This window comes from Psychroserpens sp. AS72 (assembly GCF_038900375.1).
Classification (GTDB): domain Bacteria; phylum Bacteroidota; class Bacteroidia; order Flavobacteriales; family Flavobacteriaceae; genus Psychroserpens.
Map to the genome: position 1 here is coordinate 12,999 of NZ_JBBMRC010000011.1, position 13,804 is coordinate 26,802.

The window sequence follows — 13,804 nt, forward strand, 5'->3', positions numbered from 1 at the left end:
AAATATAGGAATTAAGATATAGTCTTTAAAAAAGTTTTTGTCAATTTATAAAAGCTTAGATATTAATTGAGTAAATTTACTCTATAATTATAGCTAAATGAGTGAAGATTTTTTTAATATTCTTCTATTAACAGGAGTTATTCATGGTTTTTTATTTGTGATAATTCCAATTTTATTAAAAAATAAAATTGGAAAACCTATCTGGTTGTTAAACGGTCTTGTTTTTTTTATGTCTTTAAATAATTTACAAGCTTGGTTAACTGAAAATAATTATTTTTCTTCATTATTCTATGTTAAGAATTTAGTAATACCATGGTATATGCTTGTAGCTCCATTCTTTTTCACTTTTGTGATTTTTTATTTAAATGTTCAAAAAAAAGTGTTTTCGTATCTAAAGCTAGCGATGATCTTCTTTTGTATAGAAATTCTTATTAGAACAGTTTTAATTGTATATTCTTATGCAAATGTTTTAGATAGTTTTCTTATTGAGAGTTATACTACGTATGAAGAGTTTTTTAATATGTTCTTTACTATTTATGTTTTTTATAAATCATATTTATTAATATTCAAACAGAAAGAGCTACATAGCTATGTCCTGTCATATACTAGTTTTAAATGGCTTAAGCAATTTATGTTTTTTGGAGGTGTTGTAGTTTTATTATGGATCTTTGCTGTAGTAGCAAATTCTTTTTCTGGAGACATTAATAAAGCATATTCCTATTATCCATTGCGATTATCGAGCTCAATTCTAATTTATTGGATCGGTTATCAAGGTTTGATTAGATATAATTTAATGATCGACAGAATCTCTATAAGAGAGGAAATAAATAAAACTAATATTAATAAAACAATAAAAATTGTAAAGCCTAATATAAAAGATAGTAAGCATCTAAAAACATTTGAAGAAATTGAGTTTTATATAAAGAAACATAAAAGGTATCTTGATCCTCTTTTTGGTCTTCATAATTTAGCTGTTGAAATAGGTTTAAGTGATAGTCAATTATCTAAAATCATCAATATTTATAGCAGTTATAATTTTTCGGATTATATAAATAAATTGAGAGTTGAATATGCTAGAAATTTATTGATTGATAATAATTATAAAGACTATACTATTATAGCAATTGGTTTAGAATGTGGGTTTAACTCAAAATCTACTTTTTATACTGCGTTTAAAAAATTTACTTCGCAAACGCCTACAGTTTATAAGAAATCTAACCTAAAAAATAGTTAATCAAGACTTTAAATTGTCCAATTTTATGAAAATTGGATAATTTCGGACAATTGTTTAGATATAAAATTATAAGTTTATAGGGATATAAAAGACTTATAATTATGAAATTAACTGCCTATTTATTTTTTAGCCTATTACTCTTAACTAGCTGTTACAGTTATAATAAAATTGACTTATCTGTTGATTCCATAAATTCTGAAAAAACATATAAAGTAACTACAATTAATGGAAACAAAATTAAAGTTAAAAAATGCGAACTAACAGTTGACTTTTTAAGTTGTACGAAATCAAAAATTCCTATAAATGAGATTGTAGAATTAAAAGAACGGAAATTCTCATACTTAAAGACTGCATCAATTCCTATAGTTTATGTAGGAGCAGGTATAGGCTTATTGGCTATTGTAATGGATAATTAATTAAAATGATGATTCATAATTGAAATTAATAACGGTTGTTTTATAATCTATATAGCAACGCTGTCTGATACTAATTTCCAATAAATAAAAAAACCACTACATCTTATATTAAGAGTAGTGGTTTTATACTTGTTTTGTTTTCGTTTGGTGACAAAAAAGGAATATATTATCCTACTGTAGCACGTTTGAATCCAGTAACAGTAACATCACCATAAGATGCTACATGTTGAGCAACAGTTTGCTTTTCATCTTTGATAAATCTTTGATCTAATAAACATTGTTCTTGATCTAAAGTTGTATTATCAGAAATAAAACGATCCATTTTACCAGGTAAAATTCTGTCCCATATTTGCTCTGGCTTACCTTCAGCTTTTAGTTCTGCTTTAGCAGCTTCTTCAGCTTGAGCAATAACTTCTGGAGTTAATTGTGCCATAGAAATATAGCTAGGTACATTTTTTAAGGTTTTTCCTAAACGTCCTAATTCGATATTATCTTTTTCAATGACTGCAATTCTAGCTTCTGTTTCCGAAGCAACGAATGCTGCATCAAAATCTTTGTAAGATAAAGTTGTTGCTCCCATTGAAGCTACTTGCATTGCTACATCTTTAACTAAAACTTCAGCGTTATCAACTTTTGCAGATAAACCTACTAAAGCTGCAATCTTATTAATGTGAACATATTGTCCAACGTAAGGTGCATCTAACTTTTCAAAAGCAGTGATATCTAATTTTTCACCAATAACTCCAGTTTGTTCAACTAATTTATCAGCAACTGACATTCCACCAAAATCTGCAGCTAAAAACGCTTCTTTTGTGTCGTGGTTTAATGCGATATCAGCTAAATCGTTAGCTAAAGCAACAAATGAATCATTTTTTCCAACGAAATCTGTTTCACATCCTAATACGATAGCAACACCTGAGGTATTGTCTGCATTTATTTTTGCTACTGCAGCACCTTCAGATGAATCTCTGTCGGCTCTTTTTTCTGCAACTTTTTGACCTTTTTTACGAAGTACATCGATTGCTTTGTCAAAATCTCCTTCTGCTTCAACTAAGGCTTTTTTGCAGTCCATCATTCCTGCACCTGTAGCTTGTCTTAATTTATTTACTTCTGCTGCTGTTACTTTTACCATAACTTCAATATTGTTTTAAAATTTAAAAAAGTCGTTTAATTTAAACTTTCCGAAGAAAACAACTAAACGACTTTTTTATTATTGTGTAATTGTTAATTTATTCTTCTTCGTTAGCTGCAACTGGTGCTGCTGCTTTAGCTTTTGGTTCAGCTTTTTTATCTGCCTTTTTCTCAGCTTTCACTTCTTTTTTTGCTGCTGGTGATTTCTCACTTTTAGCGTCTTTTTCAGCTTTTTCTGATTTTCTTTCAGCTAATCCACCTGCTACTGCAGATTCTACTGCAGACATGATACATTCAATAGATTTTGATGCATCATCGTTAGATGGGATTAAGTAATCTACTTCACGAGGATCAGAGTTAGTATCTACCATTGCGAAGATTGGAATTTTTAATTTCTGAGCTTCTTTAATAGCGATGTGCTCACGTTTGATATCTACAACAAATAATGCTCCAGGTAAACGTGTCATATCAGAGATAGAACCTAAATTCTTTTCTAATTTTGCTCTTTGACGATCTACTTGTAAACGTTCCTTTTTAGATAGAGAGTTGAATGTACCATCTTTCTTCATACGATCAATCATAGCCATTTTCTTAACAGCTTTTCTAATTGTAACGAAGTTCGTTAACATTCCACCAGGCCATCTTTCTGTAATGTAAGGCATGTTTACATTTCCTGCTTTTTCAGCAACGATGTCTTTAGCTTGTTTTTTTGTAGCAACAAATAAGATTTTCTTTCCAGATGCAGCAATTTTACTAAGTGCTTCTCCAGTTTCTTGAATCTTTGCTTGAGTTTTGTAAAGGTTGATAATATGGATACCGTTACGCTCCATATAAATGTAAGGAGCCATGTTTGGATCCCATTTTCTTGTAAGGTGACCAAAGTGTACACCTGCTTCTAGTAAGTCTTTAACTTCTACTTGTTTCATTTTGTAATCGTTTACGTTCTGTTAAATTAGCAATGATTGAGTGGTTGCTTTCGCTCGCCTTAATCATTTAGATGCTAAACTGTACCTGAACTCGTTTCAGGATTTTTTTAATGCCTGCGGAAATTCTAAACTTTAGTATTCTCGCATTTGTAATAAAAGCTGTTCTGATGTTTGACCAGAACAGCTTTGAATTTTTTTTATATTCCGAAGAACTTCCAGAATAATAAAAAGGAATAGGATTAACGTTTCGAGAATTGGAATTTTTTCCTTGCCTTCTTTTGACCGAACTTCTTACGTTCAACCATACGAGGGTCTCTAGTTAATAATCCTTCTGGCTTTAATATTAGTCTGTGTTCTGCATCAATCTCACACATTGCGCGAGATAATGCTAAACGAATCGCTTCTGCTTGGCCTGTAATACCACCACCAAAAACGTTTACTGTAATATCAAAGTTGCCATCGTTGTTAGTCATGACTAAAGGTTGGTTTACTTTATACTGCAATGTTGCAGTAGTAAAATAATCCGTCATGTCTTTTTTGTTTACCGTGATCTTGCCTTTTCCTTCAGCAAGGTACACACGAGCAACAGCCGTCTTTCTACGACCGATTTTGTGAATTACTTCCATTAGTTAACTTTGTTTAAGTCTATTGTTTTTGGTTTTTGAGCTTCATGAGTATGAGCTGAACCAACAACAACATTTAAATTACGGAATAACTCTGCACCTAATTTGTTTTTAGGGAGCATTCCTTTTACTGATTTTTCTACGATTCTTGCTGGATCTTTTCCAAACAATTCAGTCGCAGTTAAACTTCTTTGACCACCTGGATAACCTGTGTGACGAATGTACGTTTTGTCATTCCACTTGTTTCCTGATAAGTTGATTTTTTCTGCATTGATAACAATTACGTTATCTCCACAATCAACATGTGGTGTGAAGTTAGTCTTGTGTTTACCTCTTAGAAGTATTGCTACTTTAGAGCATAAACGACCTAGCGTTTGATCTGCAGCGTCAACTAAAACCCACTCTTTATTAACAGTAGCTTTGTTTGCTGAAATCGTTTTGTAGCTTATTGTGTCCACACTTATTAATATTAGTTGCCTGTACACGACAGGCGGTTAAACTTTCTCTCTCGAAAAGAGTTTGCAAATTTACGATTATATATTTGATTACCAAACGCTAAATAGGCATAATTTTAAGGAGATTTGAAAATTAGACCTTTTTACTTATTTATTTTTGAAGTATTGCTTGATACTGTGTTCTTCCAGCTTTATAAGTTTCTGATTAAATTATTGAATTTAATACCTGAGCTCAAGCCATCTGCTAATTCAAAACTTATTTCAAAAATTATGATGTTTCTATTGTAGTAGCTTCAGCAGATTCTGAAATTAATGTTACATAATCATATTTGACATAAAGCAGACTTATTACAATAAGGACATTATATATAATGTATAGGCAAATGAAAATTATTTAATTTTAGACTTTAGAAATTCTAAGTTTTTATGTTTCCTGAAAGATTTATAGTGTCTACAATAGGAGGTGTGAAAGGTGTGTTTTTTTATAAAATCTATTTGAATGTGATCCCATTCAGGTATGGTTAAACTCGGATCATAATGTTTTAATTCTTGAAATAATGAATCACTAATTTCTTGAAAATGTGATGTTGCTAAGTATTCTAAATCAGCATCTGCCAAAATTTCTTGGAGTTTATTTTTAGGACTCTGTGGAATTTTTGTTGCCATAATCATTCCGCAGATTGCATCAATATCATCTTTAGAATAACCATACGTTTTTAACTGACGCTTTGCAATGGCGCAACTTTCTTTTTCGTGTTCGTCATGTGATTTAACATAACCAATGTCGTGATAAAGTGCTGCAATTTTTAAGAGGTGTATCTCTGCTGGTTTAATATGTTCTTTTTTAGCGATGTGTTCAGCTTTTTCTAGAACATACAACGTATGCTTAGTATTATGATACGTGAGATATTCTGGTAGATTATCGTCTAGAAATTTAACAACTTCGCCATATATTTTTGGGAATGCTGTTTTCAAAAGTGATCAGATTTACGGCTAATAACACCTCCATTGACTTCATTTATATTTTCAACATACATAAATGCTTTTGGATCTGCTTGTCCTATTGCTTTTCGCATTTTATGGACTTCTATACGTGTTACAATAGTTACAATGATATCACAATCGTGTTTCACATCGTAACTTCCAGGTAAATTACCACGCTCACCTTTTAATATGGTTACAGGTTTATTGAATTTATTGACAATTAAATCTTTAACCAATTCGTGATTTGGTGAAATTATAGTTAGAGAAATGAGTTTTTCAAAACCGTCAACCACATAATCAGATACTTTTAAAGCAGTGAAATAAGTCAAAATAGAATACATGGCTTTTTCTAAGCCTAAAAATAAAGCGATAATCAAAAATATTATGGTATTGATGGCCATAATAATTTCGGTAACTGTGAGTCCAAACTTTTTGTTGGTAAATCCAGCTACGACTTCTAAACCATCTATAACACCACCACCTCTAATGACGAATCCAATACCTAATCCTACAAAAACACCACCAAAAGCTGCAACAAGAAAGTAGTCTTTTGTTACCGTTGGTACAGGTACAAAGGTCATAAATAGTCCTAATAATATTAAAGAGACTAAAGTGTTTACAGCAAAGTTTTTACCTATTTTTTTGTATCCAATGTATACAAATGGTAAGTTGAGTGCTATAAGAATTGAGGTGACATCTAGATGATAAAATTCATATACGAGAATAGAAATTCCTAAAATTCCACCATCTAGAAAATGGTTTGGAATCATAAAACCTTTAATAGCAACGGTAGCACATAAAGCACCAATGATTTTAAGGAGTAAGGATTTAAAAGAAAAAATACTGCGTAAGTTGAGAGGGTCTTTAGCGCTGTGACTCATGTTGATTAGGTTGGTTAATAGACTAAAAAAATCTCCTACTAAAGTACAATTATTTTTAGATTTATAAATTAAACTTGTAAATGTAAATGTAAATCTCAAATCTTTTATTATTCGGAAATGTCTACTCTCAAGACTATTATTTAATATATTGTTTTCATGCTTTGAGCTCTTTCTGTTTTCTCTTTTCTGATTTCTGTTGTGCTAAAGCATAAACCAGAATTGCCATTTCAAGACCTAAGATGGCAATCTTAGCTTTTTTACTTTTTGTTAATGTGCTTGTGAGTCCGAGAACTTTTGTAATTATCATAGTTGTTGTTTTTAATGTTTCTGCATGATAATATAATCTAAAGGAAAATATTAACTTCATTCATTCAATAATTAACTTATTAAATAATATTAGGTCAATTAGAGTTAGAATCTCCCACTTTTACTAGTTTTGCTGCTTTAAAATTTTAAGTATGATTTCAGTAGATAATTTAGCGGTTGAGTTTAGTGGTCACACCTTATTTAGTGATGTGTCTTTTACAATTAATGCAGATGATAAAATTGCATTAATGGGAAAAAATGGTGCAGGAAAATCTACAATGATGAAAATTATTGCAGGTGTTCAAAATGCAACTCGTGGAAATGTAAGAACTCCTAAAGATGCTATCATAGCTTATTTGCCACAGCATTTACTTACTGAAGACAATACTACAGTGTTTGATGAAGCTTCAAAAGCATTTAGCCATGTGTTTGAAATGCGTGATGAGATGGAAGGATTGAATAAACAGCTCGAAACTAGAACTGATTACGAGAGTGATGAGTATATGAAGATTATTGAGCGTGTATCTGATTTAGGTGAAAAGTATTACGCATTAGAAGATGTGAATTATGATGCCGAAGTTGAAAAAGCACTCAAAGGTTTAGGATTTAAACAAGAAGATTTTACAAGACAAACCAACGAGTTTTCTGGTGGTTACCGTATGCGAATTGAACTCGCTAAAATTTTACTACAAAAACCAGATTTAATTTTATTAGATGAGCCAACCAACCATATTGATATAGAATCTGTGATTTGGTTAGAGGACTTTTTAGTTAATAAAGCCAATGCAGTGGTTGTGATTTCTCACGATAGGGCTTTTATTGATAATGTTACCAATAGAACTATTGAAGTCACAATGGGACGTATTTATGATTACAAGGCCAAATACACACATTACCTGCAATTACGTGAAGACAGACGAGCACATCAAATAAAAGCGTACCAAGAACAACAAAAATTTATTGCAGATAACCAGTTGTTTATTGACCGGTTTAAAGGCACGTATTCTAAAACGAATCAAGTATCATCTCGCGAGCGTATGCTTGAGAAACTAAAGATTATAGAAATTGATGATGTAGACACCTCTGCATTGAAATTACGTTTTCCACCAACACAACGCTCTGGTGATTATCCTGTAACGGTTAAAGATGTGTCTAAATCGTATGATGAGCATGTTGTATTTAAAAATGCTAATATGTCTATTGCAAGAGGTGAGAAAGTATGTTTTGTTGGGAGAAATGGAGAAGGTAAATCTACCATGATAAAAGCCATTTTAGGTGAAATTGATGTGGAAGGGACTTGTGCATTAGGTCACAATGTTAAAGTTGGATATTTCGCTCAAAATCAAGCAGCTTTGTTAGATGAAAACTTAACCGTATTTCAAACCGTTGACGAGGTTGCAAAAGGCGATGTGAGAACCCAAATTAAAAATATTTTGGGTGGTTTTATGTTTAGAGGTGATGATATTGAAAAGAAAGTAAGTGTGCTATCTGGTGGAGAAAAAACCAGATTAGCGATGGTGAAATTGTTATTGGATCCTGTGAATTTGCTAATTCTTGATGAGCCAACCAATCATTTGGATTTGAAATCTAAGGATGTTTTAAAAGAAGCGCTTCAAAATTTTGATGGAACGTTAGTTCTTGTGTCTCACGATCGTGATTTTTTACAAGGGTTGTCTAAAAAGGTGTTTGAATTTAAAGATCAACGTGTGATTGAGCATTTTGAAACGATTGATGATTTCTTGGTTAGAAATCGTGTTGAGAGTTTGAAAGGGTTGGATTTGTAGTTTTAGATCGATAAGAATAAATATTTCAATGCTATTTTAATAGATTGAATTTGAAGTTTTGTCATTTGGACAGAGCGAAGAATGAGCGACGAGAAATCTTTTAATTATGAGATTCCTCCACTTCGGTCGGAATGACAAACCAGTAGTGTTTTGAGTTGTATGTCATTTCGAACTTGCTGAGAAATCTATTCAGTTCAAGTAAATATGTTTAAATTACTTTTTAGACTTATGTTACTTTGCTAATACAGGAATGACAGACCGATTACGATTTAAGTTGTTCATGTGTTTAGATGTTATCTTGCGTTAGGGATTGCAGTGAAAAGCCCACAGTGAGGTACGAAAGAGGACTTGCAACGGAAAGCCCGACCCTTGTGGTAACGCCCAAAATATTAACACTATAATGAAAGGATGCTCAATTTTGACTACTTTTGCAATCTATGCAAGAGTTAAAACTTTCTGATTGGTTACCTACCACAAACAAAGAGGTGAAGATTCGCGGTTGGCAAGAACTGGATGTGATTCTATTTAGTGGAGACGCTTATGTAGATCATCCTACGTTTGGTCCTGCGGTTATTGGACGTTTGTTGGAAAGTATGGGTTTGAAAGTGGCTATTGTTCCGCAACCGAGTGTGACAGATAATCTTCAGGATTTTGTAAAACTAGGAAAGCCAAGATTATTTTTTGGTGTGACTGGTGGTTGTATGGATCCAATGATTAGCAACTATAATGCGAATAAAAAGCGTCGTGATAAAGATGCGTATACACCAAATGGTGATATTGGTTTTAGACCTGATTATGCATCTACTGTATATTCAAATATTTTAAAAGAAAAATGGCCAGATACGCCTGTTTTAATTGGTGGAATTGAAGGCTCTTTGCGTCGTGTTACTCATTATGATTATTGGAGTGACAAGCTTATGCCAACTATTTTAGAAACGTCTAAAGCAGATATGTTGGTTTATGGTATGGGTGAACAACCCTTGCGTGAAATTGTACGTTTATTAGAAAAAGGTGTTCCTTTTAATAGTATCAATACGGTATTACAAACTGCAGTACTTTTAAATGAAGATGAAAAAATCCCAAAGAATGCTAATTGGGAAGATGTTGAAATTGCATCTCATGAAGTATGTTTGAGTGATAAGAAAAAATATGCTTCTAATTTTAAGGTGATTGAGCAAGAGTCTAATAAACTTGCTGCTAGACGAATTTTTCAGAAGGTTGGAAGTAAGACCTTGATGATAAATCCGCCTTATCCAACCATGACAGAAGCTGAGATTGATGCGTCTTTTGATTTGCCTTACACAAGATTACCACATCCAAAATATAATAAGCGTGGACCAATTCCTGCTTATGAGATGATTAAGACCTCTATAAATATTCATCGTGGTTGTTTTGGTGGGTGTAGCTTTTGTACTATTTCTGCACATCAAGGAAAGTTTATTGCATCTCGTAGTAAAGAGTCTATTTTAAAAGAAGTTGATAAAGTTGCAAATATGCCAGATTTTAAAGGCTATTTAAGTGACATTGGAGGACCAAGTGCCAACATGTATCAAATGAAAGGGAAAGTACAATCTATCTGCGATAAATGTGTTGCGCCTAGTTGTATTTCGCCAGTGATTTGTAGTAATTTAGACACCTCTCACAAGCCATTAACCGAATTATATCAAGCGGTAGATAGTCACCCAAAAGTGAAGAAGTCATTTATTGGTTCTGGGATTAGACATGATATGTTAGTGCCTGAGTTTAACAAAAATGCAGATCCTAAAGAATTGGATGATTATACTGAAGAGGTAATGACTAAGCATGTTTCTGGTCGACTTAAAGTGGCTCCAGAACATACGAGTGATCCTGTTTTAAAATTAATGCGGAAACCGTCGTTTAAGTATTTCCATAAGTTTAAAGAACGTTTTGATAAGATAAATATCAAGAAGGGTTTAAACTTACAGTTGATTCCATACTTTATATCAAATCATCCAGCTTGTGAAGTTGAAGATATGGCAAATTTAGCTGCCGAAACTAAAGATATGGGTTTCCAGTTGGAGCAAGTACAAGGATTTACACCAACTCCTATGACAGTCGCTACAGTCATTTATTATAGTGGTTACCATCCTTACACGCTTAAAAAAGTAAATACACCTATAACTCGTAAAGAGAAAGATGAGCAACATCGTTTTTTCTTTTGGTATAAGGATGAAAATAAAGCGTGGATCAAAAAGACCTTAAACAAATTAGGTCGCCAGGACTTACTCAAAGTACTCCTTCCTGAAAAAGACGAAAAATGGCGTAAGAATAAGCCAAGTGGTGAAGCTAAAAATACGTTTAATGATGCTGTGCCTTTTAATCAACGTAAGAATAAGGTGAAGTATAAGGGGAAACAGAAGAAGAGGCGATAATAGAGAGATGGTTTTTTTATTTCTCCGCTGAAAAACACCCCTATAATCCCCTCAAGGGGATATTGGCTCAGGCTATCTTAAATTAATAAGCTGATAATTTGTAAATAAGCTATAAATTTCAAAATTCGCCATATGTTTCTTAATTTGGAATGTCCCCTTGAGGGGACTTTAGGGGTGTAAAAATTAGATTGTAAAAAATGAGAAATAAAATAATTCCATACAATCCTGAATTAAAACTACTAGCCAGAAAATTACGAAAAAACAGTACTCTACCCGAAGTTTTACTTTGGCAAAATATCAAACAACGTGCTTATGGTGTTCAGTTTCATAGACAAGTTCCAATGTTAAATTACATCACAGATTTTTATTGTCATGAAATAGGTTTAGCTATTGAAATCGATGGTGCTAGTCATGATCACAGTTTTTTTTATGATGCAAATAGACAAGGTGAATTAGAAGCTTATGGTGTAACTTTCTTGAGGTTTTCAAATGAAGAAGTTAAAACGAATATGTTTAGTGTTTTACTTGTTATAGAAGAAACTGTAAAGGAAATGATTGAGTAACTAGAAAACATCCCTAAAGCTGCCTCTAGTTTTGAATCCTCAATAACCCTTAATGATGCTGTGCCTTTTAATCAACGTAAGAATAAGGTGAAGTATAAAGGTAAGAAGAAACGACGTTAAGGTTAGTTTTTAACTTTATCTTTAATTATTTTTCTAATTTTTTTGAAACTTTACGTGCTGACTAAACCACTTCTTTTTGTCCGTTCATAAATGCATAAAATGTTTTTTCTTTGATGCTTGTGGCAAAATACATTTTCAAGATACCTTTGTTTTTTACATCAATTTCGCCTCTATATTCACACTCAAAAGCATCTTTAATTAATTGATAGGTGTTTTCAGCAATATTAATTTTTCCAGGTATAGAGTTAGATTCCATTCTTGAAGCTACATTAACAGTATCTCCCCAAATATCATAAGCAAACTTTTTTGTGCCAACAACTCCTGCGACAACAGGACCTGTATTTATACCAATACGAATATCAAAATGCGCTATATCTGGATCGTTTAAGTGTTTAGTGTCTTCTACAAATTGTACAATTTCAAAAGCTGCTAGTGTCATTTTAATAGCATGATCTTTGGTAGGAAATGGTAATCCTCCAGCACACATGTAAGAATCTCCTGCAGTTTTTATTTTTTCGAGTTTATACTTTTCGATAATCATATCAAATTTTGAAAAATAATAATCGACACTTTTAACCAGTTTCTCTGGAGTTAGCTTTTCTGAGTAGCTCGTAAAACTTTCAAAGTCGGTAAATAAAACAGTTACAGACTCAAATCGTTGTGCTTCTACTTTTCCGTTTTTTTTAAGCTCTTGTGCTGTTTCTTCTGGTAAAATATTAAGTAACAGGTTGTCTGATCTGTGCTTTTCTTCTTCAATAATTAGTTTTGTTTTACTGATGTATTTGTTGCGTCTAAATAATCCAAAGGCAATCATTGCAATTAAAAATAAGGCGATAATTGTAGCGACCACAACATTCTGTTTGTTTTTATTTTGTTGGTTTAATAAATCAACTTGAATGTTTTGCGTTTTTTGTTGTTGGGTTAATAAATCAACTTCGGTTTGTTTTTTTGAAACTTCGAACTCGGTACGTAAATCTGCCATTTTTTGAACTTTTTCAATATTGGCAACACTATCTTCAAAGGTAGAATGATCTTTGAAATGATTTAACGATTTTTTATAATTTCCATTCAGTTCGTAGAGCTTTGAGAGTTGCAAATTGGCATCACTTATTTGTTCTTTTAAACTGTATTTTGTTGCTAAATCCAAGCTTCTTTTAGAATATGCTATTGCAGCTTTTCTATTGTTTTTTGACGCATAAATATCTGACATGTACGTTAGGTAAACGGAAATAGGATAATACAATTCCAGGTTTTTCATGATACGTATGGCCTCATTTATGTTGGCTTCTGCTAAGTCGTCTTTTCCTTTTTCGGCATAGACCATTCCCATGTTTCCTAAAACAAAAGCATTGCCTTCTAAAGATTTAATTTTTCTGAATATGAGACCAGATTCCATAAAACATTCCATGGCTAAATCATATTCTTTAGTATTAAAATACTCGTCTCCTAGATTAGATAAGCCATTTGCATAATTTTCAAGATCGTTTTCTTTTTTTAATAGATCCATTCCTGCTTTATAATATTTCACTGCATTTTCATGATTACTCGTTATGGAGTAAATATCTGCAATGGAAATATTAACCAATCCTAAGTCACGTTGGTTTTCATTTTTTGAAGCGATGTTAGCTGCTTTAAAATAAGATTCTAATGCTTGTATAAAATCACTTTTTAATCGAAGTGAAGTTCCTTTGTACATATAGCCTTGAAAAAGGAATTTACTTGAATCTAGTAATTTCGCATGTTCAATTAATTCTAAACTATAGAATAATTTTTTTTGTGGATCTGGATGCTTTTGTGCCAATTCATTTAACAATGACAGCTTTTTATTTTTAGAATAGGTATTGCTCGTATATCTAAGCTCTAAACTGTCTGTTTCTGATTGTTCCTGACCAAAACACATAGCAGTTAAGCACAAAAAGCCCATTAGAAAACAGTTCTTTATTATTGCTGAAAACGGAAATGCTGAATTGAATTTCATTTTATTGAAA

At 32.2% G+C, this 13,804-nt stretch carries 13 protein-coding genes; 5 read left to right on the forward strand and 8 right to left on the reverse strand.

Annotated features, from left to right (window positions below; translation table 11 throughout):
* The first annotated feature begins 97 nt into the window (after positions 1-97).
* Positions 98-1,234 (forward strand): helix-turn-helix domain-containing protein, encoded by a 1,137-nt coding sequence (locus WNY78_RS16000; protein WP_342874227.1) that lies wholly within the window; start codon positions 98-100, stop codon positions 1,232-1,234.
* Positions 1,235-1,335: 101 nt separating this feature from the next.
* Positions 1,336-1,650, forward strand: coding sequence for a hypothetical protein (locus tag WNY78_RS16005; RefSeq protein WP_342874228.1), 315 nt, complete (start codon positions 1,336-1,338; stop codon positions 1,648-1,650).
* A gap of 166 nt (positions 1,651-1,816) precedes the next feature.
* On the opposite strand, the gene tsf is transcribed toward WNY78_RS16005, so the two are convergent.
* The 7 genes from tsf to WNY78_RS16040 form a co-directional block, all read right to left on the reverse strand.
* Positions 1,817-2,782 carry a translation elongation factor Ts gene (gene tsf, locus WNY78_RS16010; protein ID WP_342874229.1) on the reverse strand — a complete coding sequence of 322 codons (966 nt, stop codon included), beginning with the start codon at positions 2,780-2,782 and terminating at the stop codon, positions 1,817-1,819.
* A gap of 97 nt (positions 2,783-2,879) precedes the next feature.
* Complete coding sequence (rpsB, locus tag WNY78_RS16015; RefSeq protein WP_342874230.1) at positions 2,880-3,707, reverse strand: 30S ribosomal protein S2; 828 nt, start codon at positions 3,705-3,707, stop codon at positions 2,880-2,882.
* A 239-nt stretch (positions 3,708-3,946) separates the two neighbouring features.
* Entirely contained in the window at positions 3,947-4,333 is a 387-nt protein-coding gene (gene rpsI, locus WNY78_RS16020; protein WP_342874231.1) for a 30S ribosomal protein S9, read from the reverse strand.
* Positions 4,333-4,788 carry a 50S ribosomal protein L13 gene (rplM, locus tag WNY78_RS16025; RefSeq protein WP_342874232.1) on the reverse strand — a complete coding sequence of 152 codons (456 nt, stop codon included), beginning with the start codon at positions 4,786-4,788 and terminating at the stop codon, positions 4,333-4,335. Before rplM ends, rpsI begins: the two co-directional genes overlap by 1 nt.
* A gap of 387 nt (positions 4,789-5,175) precedes the next feature.
* On the reverse strand, positions 5,176-5,760 hold the full coding sequence (locus WNY78_RS16030; protein ID WP_342874233.1) for an HD domain-containing protein: 585 nt from the start codon (positions 5,758-5,760) through the stop codon (positions 5,176-5,178).
* Positions 5,757-6,650 (reverse strand): YitT family protein, encoded by an 894-nt coding sequence (locus WNY78_RS16035; protein ID WP_342874234.1) that lies wholly within the window; start codon positions 6,648-6,650, stop codon positions 5,757-5,759. The genes WNY78_RS16030 and WNY78_RS16035 overlap by 4 nt, the downstream gene beginning before the upstream one ends.
* 154 nt (positions 6,651-6,804) lie before the next feature.
* Complete coding sequence (locus WNY78_RS16040) at positions 6,805-6,957, reverse strand: hypothetical protein (protein WP_342874235.1); 153 nt, start codon at positions 6,955-6,957, stop codon at positions 6,805-6,807.
* 151 nt (positions 6,958-7,108) lie between these two features.
* Here WNY78_RS16040 and WNY78_RS16045 point away from each other — a divergent pair, with 151 nt between their 5' ends.
* The 3 genes from WNY78_RS16045 to WNY78_RS16055 all read left to right on the forward strand — a co-directional run bounded on the left by WNY78_RS16045 (position 7,109) and on the right by WNY78_RS16055 (position 11,696).
* A complete protein-coding gene (locus WNY78_RS16045) occupies positions 7,109-8,740 on the forward strand; it encodes an ABC-F family ATP-binding cassette domain-containing protein (protein ID WP_342874236.1) in 1,632 nt (543 codons plus the stop codon).
* A gap of 437 nt (positions 8,741-9,177) precedes the next feature.
* A complete protein-coding gene (locus WNY78_RS16050) occupies positions 9,178-11,133 on the forward strand; it encodes a YgiQ family radical SAM protein (RefSeq protein ID WP_342874237.1) in 1,956 nt (651 codons plus the stop codon).
* A gap of 197 nt (positions 11,134-11,330) precedes the next feature.
* Positions 11,331-11,696 (forward strand): endonuclease domain-containing protein, encoded by a 366-nt coding sequence (locus tag WNY78_RS16055; protein ID WP_342874238.1) that lies wholly within the window; start codon positions 11,331-11,333, stop codon positions 11,694-11,696.
* A 181-nt stretch (positions 11,697-11,877) separates the two neighbouring features.
* Here the strand turns inward: WNY78_RS16055 and WNY78_RS16060 are convergent, their stop codons facing one another.
* On the reverse strand, positions 11,878-13,794 hold the full coding sequence (locus WNY78_RS16060) for an adenylate/guanylate cyclase domain-containing protein (protein WP_342874239.1): 1,917 nt from the start codon (positions 13,792-13,794) through the stop codon (positions 11,878-11,880).
* Positions 13,795-13,804 lie beyond the last annotated feature (10 nt).